Raw genomic sequence first — 20,360 nt, 5'->3', positions numbered from 1 at the left:
TCGTGGACATTGGCAAGATAGTTCGTGCCAAAAGTAAATTCAAGGCTGGGTCCGAGGGATCCGGAATCGGCGCCGCGGTGCATCCGATTTACACTAAAATTCAGATCGACGCTGCGGCGAGGGGCGTGCCCTCCAGGGCCTTTGCAGAAGCGCCTTGACAAGGCACGCGTCGAGGAAATATTTTATACTTAAAATAATTGGGTGAGAGCTCGGCGCAACGCGCGCAAGCGAGGGATCATGCGCATAGTCTGTATCGGCGGCGGGCCGGCCGGCCTCTATCTGGGCCTCCTGATGAAGCGTCGACATCCGGAACATGTCGTCACGGTCGTCGAGCGCAACAAGCCCTACGATACGTTTGGCTGGGGGGTGGTATTCTCCGATGCCATGATGTCTGCGATGCGTCTTGCCGACCCCGAAAGCGCGGCCGAGATCGAGGACGCCTTCAATCATTGGGACGACATCGAGCTGGTCTTCAAGGGGACGCGGCAGCGCACGACCGGCCACGGCTTCATCGGCATTGGTCGCAAGCATCTGCTCAACATTCTCCAGAGGCGCTGCGAGGCTCTGGGTGTCGAGCTCGCCTTCGAGCGTGAGGTGGAGTCCGATCTTGAATTCCCCGACGCCGACCTGATCGTGGCCACCGACGGTGTGAATTCCAGGATTCGCGCCCGCTATGCCGAACAGTTCCAGCCGGACATGGTGATCCGGCCGAACCGCTACATCTGGCTCGGCACCAAGAAGGCGTTCGACGCCTTCACGTTCGATTTCCAGAGGACCGAGCACGGCTGGTTCCAGGCACACATTTACAAGTTCGACGCGGAGACCTCGACCTTCATCGTCGAGACCACGGAAGAGACCTACAATGCTCACGGGCTGGGCGAGCTCGATCAGCAAGGGTCGATCGACTTCTGCGAGAAGATCTTCGCCGAGACGCTCGACGGTGCGAAGCTCTTGACCAACGCCCGCCATCTGCGCGGCTCGGCCTGGCTCAATTTCAGCCGCCTGATCTGCGGCAAATGGAGCGTGTTCAACGGCCGCTCCCATGTCGTGCTGATGGGGGACGCCGCGCACACCGCGCATTTCGCCATCGGGTCGGGCACCAAGCTCGCGCTCGACGACGCCATCGAGCTCGCCAACCAGTTCGATCGCCATGGTCACGGGCGCGACCGCATCCAGACCGTGCTGGAGGCCTACGAGGAAGTACGCCGCGTCGACGTGGCGCGCATCCAGAACGCCGCGCGCAATGCGATGGAATGGTTCGAGGTGGTCGGCCGGCGCTATGCTGATACGCTCGAACCGCCGCAATTCTTCTATTCGATGCTGACGCGTTCCCAGCGCATCAGCCATGAAAACCTGCGCCTGCGCGACCGTGCCTGGTTGGAAGGATTCGAGCGATGGTTTGCCGCGCGCTCGGGCATCGCCGTCGAGGACGGCGAACGGGTACCGCCGCCGATGCTGACGCCGCACCGCGTGCGCGGCCTCACGCTGGCGAACCGCATCATGGTCTCGCCGATGGCGATGTATTCGGCGAAGGACGGGCTGATCAACGACTTCCACATCGCCCACCTCGGAGCGCGCGCCATGGGCGGCGCCGCGTTGATCTTTGCCGAGATGACCTGCGTCTCACCGGATGCCAGGATTACGCCGGGCTGTCTCGGGCTCTGGAATGATGAGCAAGCGGCACAATGGCGCCGGCTGGTCGATCTGGTCCATAGCCTCGGACATGCCAAGGTCGGCATCCAGCTCGGCCATGCCGGGCGGAAGGGATCGACCCGGCTCGCCTGGGAGGGGATTGACCAACCGCTGGCTTCAGGCAATTGGCCGCTGATCTCGGCTTCCGCGCTGCCCTATCTGCCGCACAGCCAGTTGCCGCGGGAGATGAACCGCAGCGACATGGACCGCGTCCGCGACGATTTCGTCGCCGCAACGCGCCGTGCTGCCGACGCCGGTGTCGATTGGCTCGAGCTTCATTGCGCCCATGGCTATTTGCTGTCGAGCTTCCTCTCGCCGCTGACCAACCGGCGGACTGACGAATATGGCGGCAACCACGAAAATCGTGCGCGCTTTCCGCTGGAGGTCTTCAGGGCGATGCGCGCGGCGTGGCCATCCGATCGGCCGATGTCGGTGCGGCTGTCCTGCCATGACTGGACCGAAGGCGGCAACACGCCGGCCGACGCCGCGATCTTCGCTGGGATGTTCAAGGAGGCGGGAGCAGACGTGATCGATTGCTCCTCGGGACAGGTCTGGAAGGAGGAACGGCCGATCTACGGCCGCCTGTTCCAGACGCCATTCGCCGATCTGATCCGCAACGAAGTCGGCATCGAGACGATAGCAGTCGGTGCGATCTCCGAGGCCGATCACGCCAACTCGATTCTCGCGGCTGGCCGCGCGGATCTCTGCGCGATTGCGCGGCCGCATCTCGCCGACCCGGCCTGGACGCTGCACGAAGCCGCGCGCATCGGCATCACAGCGGTCAACTGGCCGAAGCAGTATCTGTCCGCCAAGGGACAATACGAAGCCAATCTGGCGCGTGCCGCTGCCGTGGCCGCGCAGTGAGCGAAGGAGGGATCGGATGAACTCCGTGGTAAAGATGATCCGGCGCGAATGGCTGGACTGGCCGTTCTTCGAGCCCCGCCATCTTGCGATCGGCGAGGCGCTCGATCGCTTCGTGCAGTCGGGAGCCCTCGACAAGATCGATCACAATGATGTGGATGGTGCCTGTCGCAAGCTTGTGCGCGCGATGGGCGCGGCGGGGTTGCTCGATTGCGCGGTCGCGGCGCCCGATGGCGATGCGACGTCGATCGATTCCCGCTCGATCTGCCTGTCGCGCGAGTCGCTGGCCTATGCCGATGGCCTCGCCGATTTTGCTTTCGCCATGCAGGGGCTTGGCTCCGGAGCGATTGCACTGGGTGGCTCGGCGGAGTTGCGCAAGGCCGTGCTGCCGAAGGTGCGTTCCGGCGAATGGCTCGCGGCCTTCGCGCTCTCCGAGAAGGGGGCGGGGTCGGACGTCGCAGCGATGTCCTGCACGGCGCGGGCCGACGGCGACAACTACGTCATCGACGGCGAGAAGACCTGGATCTCGAACGGCGGCATTGCCGACGTCTATACGCTGTTTGCGCGAACGGGCGAGGCGCCGGGCGCCCGCGGCATTTCGGCCTTCGTCGTCTTTCCGGATGATCCCGGTTTTAGCATTGCCGAGCGCATCGACGTCATCGCGCCGCACCCGCTGGCGACGTTGCGCTTTACTAATTGCCGGATTCCCGCGAGCCGTAGGCTCGGCGCGCCCGGGGGCGGGTTCAAGCTCGCGATGCAGACGTTGGATATTTTCCGCGCATCGGTCGCCGCCGCAGCCCTCGGCTTTGCCCGTCGCGCGCTCGACGAGGCATTGTCGCATGCTCGCAGCCGAAACATGTTCGGTGCGACGCTGGGGGATCTTCAACTGACCCAGGCCGCGCTCGGCGACATGGCGACCGACACCGACGCGGCGGCGCTGCTGACCTACCGCGCGGCCTGGCGCCGCGATGTCCAGAAGCTTCCGACGACGCGCGAAGCCGCCATGGCGAAGCTGACCGCCACCGAGACCGCGCAGCGCGTCATCGACCGTGCCGTCCAGATGTTCGGCGGCCGCGGCGTGCGCAAGGGAGAGGTCGTCGAAAGTCTCTACCGCGAAATCCGCGCGCTGCGCATCTACGAGGGCGCGACCGAGGTCCAGAAATTGATTGTCGCCCGCGAGCTGTTGAAGCCGCGCTGAAGGGATTGAGAACTACGCATGAGCACGATCAGCAAGCCGGAAGTCCCCGCGACGCGTGGTCTGCAACTGCTTCAGCCCAGCGGCTGGCGGCAGCCGAAGGGGTATGCGAACGGCGTCATGGCCGAAGGACGACTCGTCATGACGGGTGGTGTGGTCGGCTGGGACGTCGCCGGGCGATTTGCGGACGGCTTCGTTGCGCAGGTCCGCCAGACGCTCGAAAACATCGTCGCGATCCTGGCAGAGGGCGGCGCGCGGCCGGACCATCTCGTGCGCCTGACCTGGTACGTCGTGGACATGGACGAATATGTGTCGAACCTGAAAGCGCTCGGCAAAGTCTATCGCGAGGTCATTGGCACCCATTACCCTAGCATGGCGCTGGTGCAGGTCGTGCGTCTCGTCGAGCCATCCTCGCGTGTCGAGATCGAGGCGACGGCCGTCGTCCCGCGCTGACGAAGGCGTCGGCCGCAGGCCCGCGGCGAGACCGCGACGATGGAAAGCTCTCTACGGCGCCCGTGATGGATTGGAGCGAGAGCTCAATATTTTCAATCGGCTAAGGGGCGGCGTGTGCACCATGTGTGCACCGGGAGATGCACAAAAATCTATCGACTGCAAATTTGAGCAGACGGTCTGAGGCGTGATACTGAGCTCGGCTTCCGCGCGATCGAATTGACGAGAGCAGTGCAGCGACTACAACAGGCGTTTCGCCGCCGGTCATGAGTGAGAAAGAAGCCCAATGTTCCTGACCGAGAACGATCTGAATGAATTGGTGACATGGCGACGCCATCTTCACGCCGTGCCGGAACTGTCGGGGCAAGAGGCAAAAACCGCGGAAGCCGTGCGGGCTCGTCTTCAGGCGGCGGGTGCCGACAGGATCGTTTCGGGCCTCGGTGGTCACGGCGTGCTTGGAATCTATGATGGACGTGAGTCTGGCCCGACGATCATGCTTCGGGCCGAACTGGATGCACTGCCGATTCAAGAAAAATCAGAACTCAAGCATCGATCGCTGATAGCAGGAAAGGCCCATCTCTGCGGTCATGATGGTCATATGGCAATTCTGGCGGCCGTAGCGCAAAATCTGAGCCAGCAACGTCCAAGCCGAGGTCGCGTAGCGCTCCTGTTTCAGCCGGCCGAGGAGGACGGGTCCGGTGCGGCCGCCGTTCTGGCTGACGCGAAGTTTGAGCAGGTGCGGCCCGACTTTGTCTTCGCGCTGCATAACCTTCCCGGCCTCGGTCTTGGACAGGTCTCTCTTGCCGAAGGTTTGGTGAATTGCGCCTCGCAAGGAATGCAGATCAGATTATCAGGACGAACGACGCACGCGTCGAATCCGGCGCTCGGTATCTCCCCGAAAGACGCGCTCGCCAGGCTTCTGCTGGAGATACCCGCGCTCGGGCGCGGGACGGAGCTAGACGACGACTTCTCAATGCTGACGGTCACCCACGCAAGACTTGGGGAGCCTGCGTTCGGTATCGCGCCGGGCTTCGGCGAATTGTGGGCGACACTGAGAACATGCACCGACATGATGATGGAACGGCTCCGCCTGGAGGCGGAAGACTTGGTTCGGCGCGTGACGGCCGGCGAGGGGCTGAGCACGGAAATCGCTTATCGCGACGTCTTCAATCATTGCGCAAACGACGTCGATGCTGTTGCCCAGCTTAGAAGCGCGCTGGACGCAGAGGGGGTGCGACATTCGGCGGAGGGCCTTCCACTGCGTGGCTCCGAGGACTTCGGACGTTTTGGCTCCCGTTCGAAGTCGGCGATGTTTTTCCTGGGAGCCGGCAAAGAGCATCCCGGGCTGCATGAGTCGAACTACGACTTTCCGGATCAGTTGATAGAAATTGGTGCAAGAATATTCGTGCGCACCATACGCAACCTGCTTGGCTAAATAGAGAATTCCGGACGGAGTGACAGCGTATCGCCTGCATGCCACATGTTGGATCGGCGCTTAGAACGATTTGAAACTAGAAGCTTTCGAAAATTTGCAGTGAAGTTCGAAGCAGGAAATCGCTTCTCCGATCACGACGGTTTCGTCGTGCAACCTTAGATAATTTCTAGGTCCCAATTCCTTCTCGCAGCACCGTCGTATGTTAGGAAGCGACGGGGACGTGCTTGCAAGTGGAATTGGGGCGCAGGAATGACGCGTGAACTCTCGGCCAGGAAAATCGTGCGTACACTATCGTTGGGCGCGGTGAGTTATCTCGCACTGTCGATGGAATTTTCGGGTGACCTTCAGCGTGCGGTTGCGCAATCCAATCTGCCGCCCGTGACCGTGGATGCCTCCAAGCCGAGAGCTCGTCAGCCGGTCCAGAGATCACAGTCGACGCGCGCCTCGCGTGGACAGCGATCCGTCGCCGCGGTGGCTCCGCGCCAGGCTGCACCCGTTCCCTATGTGGTGCCTTCGACCGGTACGGTCGGCACGGTGCCGCCCGCTTACGCAGGCGGCCAAGTCGCAACCGGCGGAAGCCTCGGTCTGCTCGGCAATCGCGGCGTGATGAACACGCCGTTCAACCAGACGAGCTATACGGCGGAGCTGATACAGAACCAGCAAGCGCGCACGATCCGTGATGTCCTGGCGAATGATCCCTCGGTCAGGGTCGTTCAGGCAGCCGGTGGCGGTGCGGACAGTCTCTTTATTCGTGGCTTTTACTACGACAGCGGCGACTATGGGCTGAACGGCCTCTATGGAATCGCACCATACTATTCTTCGGGCGCAAATTTCGTGGAGCGCGTTGAAGTGCTGAAGGGCCCGAGCGCATTGCTCAATGGGATGACTGCCGGCGGTACCGGCGTTTCGAGCGGAGGTGCGGTCGGCGGAAGCGTCAATCTGATCACCAAGCATGCGCCCGACTTCGATATTACCCAGCTCACAGCAACTTACGCTTCAAGATCGCAGTTTGGCGGGATCGTTGATGTCAGTCGCCGCTATGGGGAACACAAGGAGTGGGGTGTTCGGCTGAACAGCACGTACTCGAACGGAAATACCCCTTGGAATAGACAGACGGATGAATTTGGAAACGCGGTTCTGGGCCTCGATTACCGCGGAGAACGCGTACGCGCGGCGGTCGATATCGGTTATCAGGCTGACAACCTAAATCCGCCGTTACGCTTCTTCAATGTCCCTGCCACGACGACAGTTATTCCTCCGCCACCAAAAGCCGGACTGAATTTCCAGGTTCCGTGGGCCTATTATGCGCCGACCGACTTCTTTACCACCGCCCGAGGCGAGGTGGATGTCACCGACTGGATGACCGCCTACGGAGCGTTCGGCTATCACGATAGCAACATCAACTACGCCTATCCCTCGCCGAACATCTCCAATGTCGCGCCCGGCGCATTGACATCTCCACCCGGCGTCTCCCAGTTGGGAGGTCTGTGGTCGCGGCCGTTTGCGGGCAAGGAAACGTTCGAGACGCTCGCAGGTGAGGCTGGTATCCGAGCAACGTTTGACACTGGTCCCGTAAACCATGCGCTAAACGTCAACTACTCGATCAACGACCGGACTTACAATCAGAGGGTTTTGACGCGATCCAACAATGCTCTCGCGGATCTGATTTTCTGGAACCTGTACACAGAACCGACCAACATAGCGAAACCCAATTTCTCGATAGTATCTGCCAATCAGAAGACGGGCGTGACCCTTTCGAGCGTCGGCGCCTCCGACACCATGTCGATTCTGAACAATCGCGTTCAAGTCACGCTTGGCGTTCGTCGTCAGACCGCGGGCTCGGAAGTGGCGAACTTCCTCACGCCAGCCTCGAGCCGACCACAGCAGGACACGTCGGTCTGGAGCCCGGCATACGCAGTTCTGGTGAAGCCTGTCGAGAACGTCGCGCTCTACGCAAACTACATCGAAGGTCTCCAGACGCCGGTCGTCGTTTCCGGCAACTTTAGCAACGTCGGGACCGTATTCCCGCCGGCGCAGACGAAACAGGCTGAAGTGGGCATGAAGATCGATGCAGGGCGTTTCACGACGACACTGAGCGTGTTCGACATAAGCCAACCGAGCATTATCTCAGTGGCATCGGGCGTCTCAGCGTCTCAACAACTCAACGGCAGACAGAGAAACCGCGGCGTGGAACTAAACGTGTTCGGCGAAGTCACGCCCGACATCCGTGTTCTCGGTGGTGTCGCCTTGATCGACGGGGTGCAGGAGAGAACTCAAGGCGGGCTCACCGACGGAAGGACGGCAGTTGGCGTGCCGGTCGTCAACGTCAATATGGGCGCGGAATGGGATACGCCGTTTGTTCGTGGTCTCACGTTCACGAGCAAGGTCATCTATACCGGATCGCAGTACGTTAACGCCGCGAATACGCTGACTTTGCCGGAGTGGACGCGCGTCGATATCGGGGCGCGATATACATTCACGTCGCCCTGGAACGGAAAGCCGATCGTGGTGCGCGCAAATATCGAAAACGTCGGCAACAAGGCGTACTGGGCTTCGGCCTATAGTGGGGTCATCACGCTCGGCGCGCCTCGGACCTATCTGCTTTCTACCACCTTCAATTTCTAGACCGCTTTCATGGACGAACGGAGTTGATGCCGCCGCGGTTGGTCCGCGGCGGCATTGTCTTGTCATGACCTATTCAATGCAGCTGATGACAGTGCAATGAAATTGCGCACCATCATGCCACATCGGAAAAGTTCCTCCTTGCGCAGTTAGAATTGCAGCAATCTTCGTCGCGTCCTGAAATCCCAATAGTTTCCCGCGTATTGGCGCGCAAGCGCGGAGGTTGCATTGTGTTCTCCCGTCGCCAGTTTTGAGGTCTTACAAAAAGGCGCGTCGATATTGCTTTGACCCTCGTCGGCTTCTGACCTAGTCAAACGTCTCTGCTTTCGCTTTCCGAAAAGGGGATCGCGCCATGATGGTGTTCGACAGAGACGACGTCACCTTCACCGTCGTCGTCAATCACGAAGAGCAATACTCCATCTGGCCGACGTTCAAGGAGATTCCGGCCGGCTGGAAGGCGGTGGGCAAGTCAGGCAGCAAGAAGGAATGTCTCGACCATATCGAGCAGGTGTGGACCGACATGCGCCCGCTCAGCTTGCGCAAGTTCATGGACGGCGCGCCGCCTCAGCAGACGACGTAGTCAGCGAAGTCTGGTCGTCCGATGCGGCTTCTTTGTCTGCCTTATTCCGGCGGCAGTGCCATGTTCTATGCGCGGTGGCGCAGGCTGCTGCCGTCATGGATCGACGTTCGGCCGGTCGAATGGCCCGGGCGTGGTGCGCGCATGGACGAGCCGCTGGCGACCGATCCGGGCGTGCTGGCGGCGCAGCTGGCTGGTGAACTCGCGGCGCAGCTCGACGGGCCCTATGCGTTGTTCGGGCACAGCCTCGGTGCCGTGATCGCGTTCGAGCTCGCACATGGCCTGCTCGATAGCGGAGTGCCTGCGCCGGCCATTCTCTTCGCCTCGGGTGCGGAAGCGCCGGCGGTTCGGGACGGCAGCAAGTGGCGCCATCCCCTGAGCGACCAGGCGCTGATGCAGGAGCTGCGTGATCTTCAGGGCACACCCGACGAGGCGCTGTCGAATGCCGAGTTGATGCGATCCGCGCTGCCGGTACTGCGCGCAGATTTTCTGATGTGCGGAGCCTATGCCTACCGGCCGCGGCGTCCATTGCCGTGCCCCGTACACGTTTTTGGCGGAGCGGACGACGAGACCAGCCGCGAAGCACTCGAGGCTTGGCGGCTGGAGACCTCGGCGGCATTCACGCTCGATATTCTGCCCGGGCATCACTTCTTCATTCACACACAGCAGGCCGAACTGATCGACCGGATCGGCTGGGCGCTGGTCCGGCAATCGGGGCGATCGACCGGTTTGCATCGGAGCGAGGATCATGAGCGCGTTCTCCGTCCAGCCACTCATTGAGGGCAAGGCTCTTCCCATGCTGCTTAGGGCAGGTGAGGCCGGGCAGCCGCTCGGCGAATCCCTTCCCATGCTGCGTGCAACGATCGACCGGTACCTCACCGACAGCGGCGGCATCGTGTTTCGCGATTTCGCGCTCGATGGTCCCGATGCGTTTCGAGCCTTCGCGGCCGATTTCGGCCACCCGCTGCTGACCTACGAGTTCGGGTCGACGCCGCGTTCGCAGGTGACCTCAGGCGTCTACACGTCCACGGAGTATCCGCCGCACCAGCATATCCCGCTGCACAACGAGCAGGCCTATACCCGCGATTGGCCGATGAAGATCTGGTTCTACTGCATGCAGCCGGCGCTGGAAGGCGGCGAGACGCCGATCGCCGACAGCCGCGCCATCTATCGCGACATGCCGCCGGCCATTCGCGAGCGGTTCGCCGAGAAGGGCGTGATGTATGTGCGGAACTACGGCAACGGGCTCGACGTCGATTGGCAGCAGGTGTTCGGCACCGACTCCAGATCGGAGGTGGAAGCTTACTGCGCTCGCCACGACATCGAATGCGAGTGGAAGGAAGATGGCGAACTCCGTACGCGCCAGGTCTGTCAGGGCACGGCGCAGCACCCGGTCACGAAGGAGTGGGTCTGGTTCAACCAGGCGCATCTGTTCCATGTCTCCAATCTCGAGCCGGAGGTGCGCGAGAGTCTGCTCGACGTGGTCGAGGACGAAGCCGATCTACCGCGCAACGTCTTCTATGGCGACGGTTCGACGATCGAGGACGAAACATTGTCAACGGTCCGGACCGTTCTGGAGAGGCACAAGATCAGCTTTCCCTGGCAGGCTGGGGACGTCGTGATGCTCGACAACATGCTCACCGCGCACGCGCGGGCCCCGTTCAGGGGTCCGCGCAAGGTGATCGTCGCCATGGCGGAAGCTCATCGGCAGGGGTGATCGGCAAGGGTGATCAGCGGCACGTCTCATTCGGGCGGCGGGGATTTCCGGCGCGCGGCCGGACAGGAATTTGAGAACATGGACAGATCCGACCTCGTCGAACGCTTGCGAGAGCATGCCGCCTTGCGACCGGAGAAGGTGGCGTTGCGATTCCTGGAGGGCGACGACGTTGCCGATGAGCTGACGTTTGCCGCGCTGGACGCTCGGATCAGGGCGCTTGCGGCATGGTTTCAGCAGATGGGCGGTGCGGGCGAACGGGCGGTGATTCTGCTTCCGAGCGGGATCAACTATGCCGTCGCATTCTATGCCTGCCTGTATTCGGGCGTAGTCGCCGTGCCGGCGTATCCGCCTGAGGGCGGTCCCGAGCGCTATGCAGGACGACTGAACGGTATCCTGCGGGATGCCGCGCCTCGCTTCATCCTGGTGGAGACGGGGCTGCGCGGTCTCATCGAGGCGGCATTGCCCGAGCTCGCCGACGTGGAGATCGTTGCGGTGGACACGATTTCGCCCGATCTCGCCGCGGACTGGTGCGAGACGAGGCCTGCCACCGATGGGATCGCGTTCCTCCAATACACATCCGGCTCGACCTCGCAGCCGAAGGGCGTTTGCGTCTCCCATGGCAATCTAGCGGCCAACGAGCGTGCGATCGAAGCGGTTTGTAGTGGAACGCCGGACGATGTGTTTGTGAGCTGGCTGCCGCTCTATCACGACATGGGGCTGATCGGCGGACTTCTGAACCCGCTGTTCACGGGCTTTACCGGCGTCCTGATGTCGCCACGGAACTTCCTGGAGCGGCCACGGCGCTGGCTCGAGGCCATCGACCGTCACGGCGGCACGTTGAGCGGTGGCCCCGACTTCGCGTACTCACTCTGCACCGACCGCATCTCGGAAGAGACCATCCGTCGGCTCGACCTCAGCCGGTGGAGGTTTGCGTTCTCGGGCTCGGAGTTCGTCCGCCGCACCACCTTCGAGAAATTTGGCGACCGGTTTGCGCGGGCCGGGTTCGATCGACGGGCGTTGACGGCTTGCTATGGACTTGCGGAGGCGACGCTGCTGGTCACGGCCGGCGACATCACCGCCGAGACCGTCAGCTACACGCTCGACACCGCGGAACTTGCCGCCGGCCGCATCGCGAGCGCCAGCGAAGGCACGGACCTCGTGGCATGCGGTCGAACCGCCGCTGGTCACGCCATGCGCATCATGCGTATCGACGGCTCCGCCGAGGCCGAGGCGAATGAGGTCGGCGAGATCTGGGCCTCGGGTCCCAGCGTCGCGCATGGATATTGGAACAATGCCCAGGCCACACATCAGGCCTTCGTCGAGCGGGATGGCGTGCATTGGCTGCGGACCGGCGACATCGGCTTCCTTCGCGACGGCGCACTCGTGGTGGCCGGTCGTCTCAAGGACCTGCTGATCGTTCGCGGGCAGAACGTCTATCCGACGGACGTGGAGCAGGCGGTCGAAGCCGAGGTCGAATCCGTCCGCAGCGGACGGGTTGCCGCCTTTCCCGTCGAGGTCGATGGGCGTGAGGCCATCGGAGTGGCGGCGGAGTTCAGCCGCGCCGTGCTCAAGCGCAGCAACCCGGAAGCGCTCGCACATGCGATCGGCGAAGCCGTCCTCCGGCAGGCGCAGGAATATCCGGCGGTGATCGTTCTGCTGAACCCGCAAGCGATGCCGTTGACAACGAGCGGCAAGCTGCAGCGGTCGGCCTGCGCAACGCGTCTCGCCGACAACACGCTCGACAGCTTCGCGGTGTTCGAGAGAGGGCGTCGCCGCGGCACTGCATCCCTGACGGTGCCGGCGACTGATACCGAGCGCGCCGTCGCTGCGATGTGGTGCGAGGCGCTTGGCGTCGCGGCGGTGCATCGCGAGGACGATTTCTTTGTGCTGGGCGGAAACTCGATCGCGGCTGGCCAAGTAGCCGCGGCGATCCGCGACCGCCTGAACGTGGAAGTGGAGCTGCGCACCTTCTTCGACGCGCCGGCGCTTGCGGCCTTCGCTGGCCGGATCGATGTTTTGGCGGGCACCGGCGCTGGCCGGGCGCTCCCGCCGATCCCATGGGCCGTCGCGGCCGATCGCACGATGCTGTCGCACGCACAGGAGCGGCTCTGGTTCCTCTGGAACATGGATCCTGCTGGGACAGCCTATACCGTTGCGAGCACAATCGGTCTGAAGGGACGGCTCGACCGTGCAGTGCTTTCGCGTGCTTTCGGCGAGATCGTCCGTCGTCACGAGATATTGCGCACCAGGTTCATCGCCAGAGACGGTCGTGGAACGCAGCTCATCCACGATGTCGTGAGCATCGGCGTCCGGCACGAGGATCTCCGCGCCTATTCTGTGCGGGAGCGCTCCGAGCGCGCGGAGACGGTCAGGCGATCAGAGCTCGGCAAGCCGTTCGATCTCGTGAACGGGCCATTGTTGCGCGTCGTGCTGCTTCAATTCGCGGACGATGCGTATGAACTGCTGCTGCTGGCCCATCACATCATCGTCGATGGCAGGTCGCTTGATGTGTTGCTCGAAGAGCTGGCCGCTCTCTATCGGGCCGGTACTGGTCAAGGCGCAGGCGTGCCGCCGGTTCCGGCAATTCAATATGCTGATTTTGCGGCCTGGCAGCGAAGCTGGCTTGCGGACGGCGAGGGCGATCGGCAGCTCGCCTATTGGCGCGCCAAGCTCGGCGATGTTCACCCGGTGCTGGCGCTGCCGCATGATCGGCCGCGCCCGACGATCCAGAGCCATGCCGGCGATACGATCGGTCTGGCCATCGACGCCGTGCTTGCGTCCCGGCTCCGGGAGATCGCCGGCAAGCAGCGCGTCAGCGTCTTCATGCTGCTGCTCGGCGCATATTACGCGCTGCTCCAGCGCTACACCGGGCAGAGTGATTTGCGTGTCGGCGTGCCGGTCGCCGGGCGCCGGCATACGCAGCTCGAACGACTGATCGGATGTTTCGTCAACACGCTGGTGCTGCGGGCCGAGATGACCGCCGAAGCGAGCTTCACGAGCCTGTTGCGTCAGGTCAGGGAATCGGTGGTCCAGGCACTGGCGCACCAGGATCTTCCGTTCGAAATGCTGGTCGACAGCCTCAAGCCCGAACGCAGCGGTGGGCAAAATCCCCTGTTCCAGGCGAAGTTCAACTACATGACGGCGCCGGGCGGTTTCTCCGGCGTCGAGGGGCTCACTGCCGACATCGACATTGTCGATCTCGCTGGTTCGCATTTCGATGTCGCCCTCGACGTCATCGATGGCGTCGGCATGAAGGTCACGTTCAACTACGCCACCGATCTGTTCGAGCGTCCGACTATCGCGCGATTGGCGACGCAATTCGGTTCGATGCTGCGCCAGATTGCCGACAACGCCGAGCGGCGGATATCGGACTTCGTCATCGACGACGGACACCGGCAGACCGTGCCGAGTGAGGCTGCGGCGTTCGGCTTCGCCGATGTGGTGAGCCTTCATCGCGCGGCGACAGTAGATCGACAGACCGCCATCGCCATTCGATGCGGCCGGGGGCAACTGACCTTTGCGGAGCTCGAGCAGTGGTCAAATCGTATCGCACACGCCCTCATCGCGAAGGGCGTGGCACGCGAGACACCGGTTGCGCTGTGGATCGAGCGCTCTCCGGCCTTTGTCGTCGCCTTGCTCGGTGTGCTGAAGGCGGGCGGCTCTTATGTCCCGCTCGATCCGAAATGGCCGTTGGAGCGCGTCCGCCGTATCCTGACCGACGGCGGCATCGACATCATGCTTGCGGCGGGCGACAAATTGGCGGATGCGCGCGAGCTGGGCTGCCTGGTGCTCGACGCGGAGGCGGAAGCGGCGCGCGCCGAGGTATCGAGCCTGCCGCTCGACACGACCATTCATCCAACGCAGACCGCTTACGTCATCTATACCTCCGGATCGACCGGCGCGCCTAAGGGCGTCAGCGTCTCGCACGGGGCCTTGGCCAATTATGTCCAGGCTCTGCTGCAACGTCTGAAGCCGCGCCCGTCGGCGAGCATGGCGATGGTTTCGACGGTGGCGGCCGACCTCGGCCACACTGTCCTGTTCGGTGCGCTCGCATCCGGCGGCACGCTGCATCTGCTGTCACCGGAGGCCGTATTCGACGCGGATGCGTTTGCACAAGCGATGCGCGAGGGCGAGGTCGACATTCTCAAGATCGTGCCGAGCCATCTGCGAGGGCTGCTTCAGGCCTCGCACTCGGCCGATCCGCTCCCCCGCGACGCGCTCGTCCTGGGCGGCGAGGCGTGCGATGGCGCGCTGCTGGACGACGTCCGGCGTTTGCGGCCGGAATGCCGGATCCTGAATCATTACGGGCCCACGGAAACGACCGTCGGCGCGGTGACGCATGAGTGCGCGGCAGGCCGCGGGGACGGTTCGGTTCCGATCGGTCTGCCTCTTGCCAATCTGCGCGTCCATGTCCTCGATGACGCCTTGAACGAGGTGCCGATCGGAGTCGTTGGCGAGCTCTATGTCGGCGGCGCTGGGCTGGCGCGGGGCTATCGCGGCGCGGCGGGCCTGACCGCGGAACGCTTCGTGCCGGATCCGTTCGGCGCCGCGGGCGGGCGCCTCTACCGAACCGGGGATCGTGTCCGCTGCGACCGCGAGGGCCGGCTGATATTCCTGGGTCGTTCTGATGACCAGATCAAGTTGCGCGGCTATCGCATCGAGTTGGGCGAGGTCGCGCGCGTTATCAAGGCGCTGCAGGGGATCGGTGACGCGGTGGTCGTTTCACGCGCCATCGGTGAAAGTGAGCGCCAGGAGCTGATCGCCTATTGCGTGGCTGAGAGCGGCGCCGCTCCACAGGCCGATGCGATCAAGCAACAGCTGGCTGCAATCGTGCCGGACTATATGGTTCCGTCACACATCGTCATGTTGGCGCAATTGCCGCTGACGCCCAATGGAAAGGTCGATCGTCGCGCCTTGCCCGAACCGGCCGAAGAGGGGGCGTCGGCCGGCTATGCCGCGCCTGCGGGGGATATTGAAATTGCCATCGCGGCGGTCTGGTGCGAGGTGCTCGTTCGCGAGCGCGTCGGCCGTAATGACAATTTCTTCGAACTCGGCGGCGATTCGATTCTGAGCCTGCAGATCATCGCCCGCTTGCGCAAGCGCGGCATCCGGCTCACTCCGAAGCAGATCTTCAGCCAGCAGACGATTGCCGGGTTGGCGACGGTCGCCGTGATATCGGCGGGGACGACCAAGAAGGAGAGACCGGCGGCGAAGGCGTCAGTCGGCGACACCGCATCTGGCATGCCCCATCTGATGCCGATTCAGACGCGCTTCTTCGCCGAGGACATTGCCAACCGGGATCACTGGAACCAGGCGGTTCTGCTGCTGCCCCGTATGCAGGTCGATTGGGAGACGCTGCGGCGCGCGCTTGCGGCCATCTCGGACCATCACGATGCGTTACGTTTGCGGTTCAAGCAGGTGGATGGTGCTTGGCGGGGGGAGCAGGGACCGGCGCCGGGTTCAACCGAACTGTTATGGCTTCATGCGGGCGTCGGCGGCGCGATGGAGGTCACGGCGCTCGCCCGCGCTGCGCAGGAAAGCCTCTCACTGTCTTCGGGACCGCTGCTGCGCGCGGTCGGCATGGACCTGGCGGACGGTAGCCAACGCTTGCTGCTTGCGATCCATCATCTCGTCGTCGATGGCGTGTCCTGGCGTATCCTGCTGGAAGACCTGGCGTTGGCCTATGACCAGCTGCAGCGTGGCAGTCCCGTCGCGCTGCCGCCGAAGAGCGACTCCTTTGCCTCGTGGAGCGAGCGGCTGCATGCCTATGCGGGAACGGCGGAGATCGCGGCCGAATTGCCGTATTGGCTGGATCGTGGCGCCGGCGCACGCCTGCCATGCAACGACGACCATGGCGATGTCGATCGCGTCGGTGATGGCGGCGAGGTGTCCTTGGTGTTGGATGCCGATCTGACGTCGCAGCTCCTCGAACAGGCGCCGGCTGCCTATCGGACCGGGGCCAACGATCTCCTGCTCGCCGGTCTCGTGCGCGCGGTGTCGCGCTGGAGCCAGCACGACGAGATCACCGTGGAGCTCGAAGGCCACGGCCGCGAGGAGATCTTCCCAGATGCGGATGTGTCCCGCACCGTCGGCTGGTTCACGACGGCCTTCCCGGTCCGGCTGAAAGATGCAGGCGACGAGGCGTCGCTGATCAAGGCGGTCAAGGAGACGCTTCGCGCCATTCCGAATCGCGGGATCGGCTATGGCGTGTTGCGCCATCTCGGCTCTGAACAGCAGCGCCATGCTCTGGCGCAATTGGCGGAGCCGCAGATCGTCTTCAACTATCTAGGACGCTTCGACGCCAACATAGGGACCAACCAGCACTTCTCCTTCGCAGCGGAGAGTGCAGGTCCCTCGCGTAGCGCCACGGCACCCATGCGCGGCTGGCTAAACATCACTGGCCTCGTGCGTGAAGGCCGACTGGAATTATCTATCGGATACGGACGCAAGCGCTACCGGCGCGCGACGGTCGAGCGGTTCGCCGCACATTACAAGGACGCACTGCGCGAACTGATCGCCCATTGCTGCAACGGAGCGTTCGGCCTCACGCCATCGGATGTCCCGTTGTCTGGGCTCGCTCAGGTTGATCTCGATCGGTTGGCTGCGGCCTTGGATCTTCGCGGCATTGAGGACATCTATCCGCTCTCGCCGATGCAGCAGGGCATGCTTTTTCATGCGCTGCGCGACGGTGCCAACGACGCCTATGTGAATCAGGTCGGGCTCGAACTGTTCGGCGTCGATGCGGGCAAGCTGAAAGCCGCGTGGCAGATAGTCAGCGACCGGCATGCGGCCCTGCGGACCGGGTTTGTCTGGCAGAACCTGTCGGGCGCAGCGCAGCAGATGGTGCATCGTCATGTGACGGTGCCGTTCGTCGAGGAGGACTGGCGCGGCAGCGCGCCTCCGGATCTGCAAGCCGCGCTGGCGGAGATATCCCGGCGTGAGCGCGAGATGGGCTTCGACATTTCGCAGCCGCCGCTTCAGCGTATCCGTCTGATCCGTCTCGACTACGACAGGCATTGGCTGATCTGGACCCATCATCACATCTTCGTCGATGGTTGGAGCTCGGCCCGGCTCGTGGCCGAGGTGTTGCAGCAGGCGAGCGGCCGCCCGCTGCCGGCCGTGCAGGGCGGCTATCGCGACTACATTGCATGGTTGCAGGGCCGCGATCGCGAGAGCGCCGAGAGGTTCTGGCGCGAGGCTCTGGCAGGGCTTGAGGCGCCCACATTGCTCGCGAACACACTGACGCCCCCCAAAACATCCCTCGCCGAAGGCCATGCCAGCGTCGGGCTTGCGGTGGACGCAGCGTTGACCGAGCGATTGAAGTCCTTTGCAAAGCATGAACGGGTGACGCTCAATACGCTCATCCAGGGCGCGTGGGCACAGCTGCTGCGGCGTCATTCAGGGCAGTCCGCGGTCTCTTTCGGCGTGACCATCTCGGGCCGTCCGGCCGAATTGCCCGGTTCAGAGGAGATGGTGGGCCTCTTCATCAACACGCTTCCCATCGTCGATGCGACCAGCCCGCAAGCTATCGTGGGCGATTGGCTGCGCCAGTTGCAGGAACAGAATTTGGCGCTGCGCGAGCACGGTTGGACGCCGCTCTACGACATTCAGCGCCTCGCCGGCCGTGCCGGGCAGCCGCTGTTCGACAGTATCCTGGTGTTCGAAAACTATCCGATCGACGAGGGGGTGCTACGAGGCGGGGAAGGTGGTCCGCGGCTGGGACGTGTGGCGCATGTGACGCCGACGAACTATGCGCTGGCGGTCGCGGTGTTCGCCGCCGGCGATCGGCTGAACATTGAATTCAACTATGACCGGAGCCGGTTCGACGAGGCGGCGATCCTGCGCCTTCGCGACATTCTCCACGCCCTGCTGGAACGGATTGCGGCGAATTCGGAACGTGCGCTCGGTGATCTCTCTGCGGCAGGCGAGCAGGACGCGCGACGAGCTCTCGAATGGAGTGGCGCAGCGCGGCTGACCTCCGCATCATCCTGCGCCGACGTCGTGATGCATATCGAAGCACAGGCCGCGCAGGCGCGGTCTGCCATTGCCATCGTCTGCGGCGACCAGCGCATCTCCTATGGCGAGTTGAACGCGCGTGCGAACGCGCTCGCACGACGCCTTCGCCTCTGGAACGTCGGTCCGGATCGGCTGGTCGGCATTGCCTTGAGCCGAAGCCCGGACATGATCATCGCGTTGCTCGCGGTTCTGAAGGCCGGAGGCGCCTATCTGCCGCTCGATCCGGATTATCCGGCCGAGCGGCTTGCCTACATGCTGCGTGACGGCGGCGCGGCGCTGGTCCTGACGCAAGGCGCGCTGCTCGAGCCGCTTGCACCGGTGCTGCGCGAAGCCGGGGTCGAGGCGCTCTGCATCGACCAGCCATCGCCGCGCGCCGGCGAGGACGGCGGGAACCTCGACATCGAAATCCATCCGGACAGCCTGGCCTATGTCATCTACACGTCCGGGTCGACCGGCGCGCCGAAAGGCGTGGCGGTTGCGCGCGGACCGCTGGCGATGCATTGCGAAGCCATCGGCCGGCTGTACCGCATGACCTCGCGTGACCGCGAGTTCCAGACGGCATCGATCAATTTCGACATCGCCCACGAGCGATGGCTGGTGCCGCTGATGACGGGCGGTTCGCTCGTCCTGCCTTCGAAGCCCGGTCTCCTGATTGACGATCTCGTCAGCGAGATGACCCGCAATGCGGTGACCTCGATCTTCCTGCCGCCGGCCTATGCGGATCAATTGAGCGCGGCATTGCGGCAGGGTGGGCGCAGGCTGGCGATCAGGGCCTGTATCGTCGGCGGCGAAGCCTGGTCCGATACCGGGGTCAGGGCATTTCGCGAGGCCGTCGATATCCATCTTCTGGTCAATGCCTACGGCCCGACAGAGACGGTGATCGCACCGACGGCGTGGATCGTCGACGCCGCGGCGCTGACACCTCGCCAGCCCGCACCGATCGGGCGGCCCGTCGGTGCGAGGTCGGCGCACATTCTCGATTCCGACCTCAATATCGTTCCCGTCGGTGTCACCGGCGAGCTGTTCATCGGTGGTGTTGGCCAGGCCCGCGGCTATCTGAACCGGGCTGCACTGACCGCGGAGCGGTTCGTCCCCGATCCGTTCAGCGTCGATGGCACGCGCCTCTATCGCACCGGCGATCTCGCGCGCTGGCGCGACGACGGCGTGATTGAATATGTCGGCCGCGCCGACCAGCAGGTGAAGATCCGCGGCTTCCGTATCGAGCTCGGAGAGATCGAGGCGCGTCTGCTCGAGCAGCGTGGCGTGCGTGCGGCGGCCGTTGTGGCGGGCGAAGGCCGGACCGGGCGCCAATTGTTCGCCTATGCGAGTGGCGGGCCGTCGCTCGAGGGCCGCGCCTTGCGCGATGCACTGTCCGCCGTTCTGCCTGACTACATGGTGCCGTCGTCGGTGACGGTGCTGGAGCAGTTGCCGCTCACCGCTAACGGTAAGATCGATCGCCGTGCACTGCCGGCGCCGGGCGAGGATGCGTTGATGCGTCGCACCTACGAGGCACCCGAGGACGAGATCGAGCTTGCGCTGGCTGGGATCTGGGCGGAGCTGCTCGACGTCGATCAGGTCGGACGCAACGATCACTTCTTCGAGCTCGGCGGACATTCCTTGCTCGCAGTGCGGGTGCTGAGCCGGGTGTCGCAGGAGATCGGCGTGTCAATCGCGGTCTCGGATCTGTTCGCTCATCCCGATCTTGCCTCATTTGCCCGGGTCGTGTCGATCAGGCTCATCGAGCAAGAATTCGATGCCGAAGAGCTCCAGGAACTGGTGGGAACGGAGCAGTGAG

General features: G+C 63.5%; 9 protein-coding genes and 1 pseudogene. All 10 read left to right on the top strand.

The window, feature by feature from the left end; translation table 11 throughout:
* The first annotated feature begins 237 nt into the window (after positions 1-237).
* Entirely contained in the window at positions 238-2,556 is a 2,319-nt protein-coding gene (locus I6F24_RS11425; RefSeq protein ID WP_225149423.1) for a bifunctional salicylyl-CoA 5-hydroxylase/oxidoreductase, read from the top strand.
* A 16-nt stretch (positions 2,557-2,572) separates the two neighbouring features.
* Entirely contained in the window at positions 2,573-3,751 is a 1,179-nt protein-coding gene (locus tag I6F24_RS11420) for an acyl-CoA dehydrogenase family protein (RefSeq protein WP_225149424.1), read from the top strand.
* A gap of 18 nt (positions 3,752-3,769) precedes the next feature.
* Positions 3,770-4,201 (top strand): RidA family protein, encoded by a 432-nt coding sequence (locus I6F24_RS11415; RefSeq protein WP_225149425.1) that lies wholly within the window; start codon positions 3,770-3,772, stop codon positions 4,199-4,201.
* A 283-nt stretch (positions 4,202-4,484) separates the two neighbouring features.
* The gene (locus I6F24_RS11410; RefSeq protein WP_036023850.1) at positions 4,485-5,633 is read left to right on the top strand and encodes an amidohydrolase; all 1,149 of its coding nucleotides are present in this window, start codon (positions 4,485-4,487) and stop codon (positions 5,631-5,633) included.
* Between the two features lie 249 nt (positions 5,634-5,882).
* Positions 5,883-8,258 (top strand): TonB-dependent receptor, encoded by a 2,376-nt coding sequence (locus tag I6F24_RS11405; protein ID WP_225149426.1) that lies wholly within the window; start codon positions 5,883-5,885, stop codon positions 8,256-8,258.
* 349 nt (positions 8,259-8,607) lie between these two features.
* Entirely contained in the window at positions 8,608-8,835 is a 228-nt protein-coding gene (locus tag I6F24_RS11400) for an MbtH family protein (protein ID WP_225149427.1), read from the top strand.
* 21 nt (positions 8,836-8,856) lie between these two features.
* Positions 8,857-9,612, top strand: a complete 756-nt coding sequence (locus tag I6F24_RS11395) for an alpha/beta fold hydrolase (RefSeq protein ID WP_225149428.1) — start codon at positions 8,857-8,859, stop codon at positions 9,610-9,612.
* Complete coding sequence (locus tag I6F24_RS11390) at positions 9,581-10,549, top strand: TauD/TfdA family dioxygenase (RefSeq protein WP_036023852.1); 969 nt, start codon at positions 9,581-9,583, stop codon at positions 10,547-10,549. The genes I6F24_RS11395 and I6F24_RS11390 overlap by 32 nt, the downstream gene beginning before the upstream one ends.
* Positions 10,550-10,627: 78 nt before the next feature.
* Positions 10,628-13,864: pseudogene (locus I6F24_RS37455) on the top strand (condensation domain-containing protein); the annotation flags it as partial.
* A 12-nt stretch (positions 13,865-13,876) separates the two neighbouring features.
* Positions 13,877-20,359, top strand: a complete 6,483-nt coding sequence (locus tag I6F24_RS11385) for a non-ribosomal peptide synthetase (RefSeq protein WP_244429322.1) — start codon at positions 13,877-13,879, stop codon at positions 20,357-20,359.
* The last annotated feature ends 1 nt before the right edge of the window (position 20,360 follow it).

It is taken from the genome of Bradyrhizobium sp. BRP23 (assembly GCF_020194135.1).
GTDB lineage: Bacteria > Pseudomonadota > Alphaproteobacteria > Rhizobiales > Xanthobacteraceae > Bradyrhizobium > Bradyrhizobium yuanmingense.
This window is presented reverse-complemented; position numbering and strand designations above follow the sequence as displayed.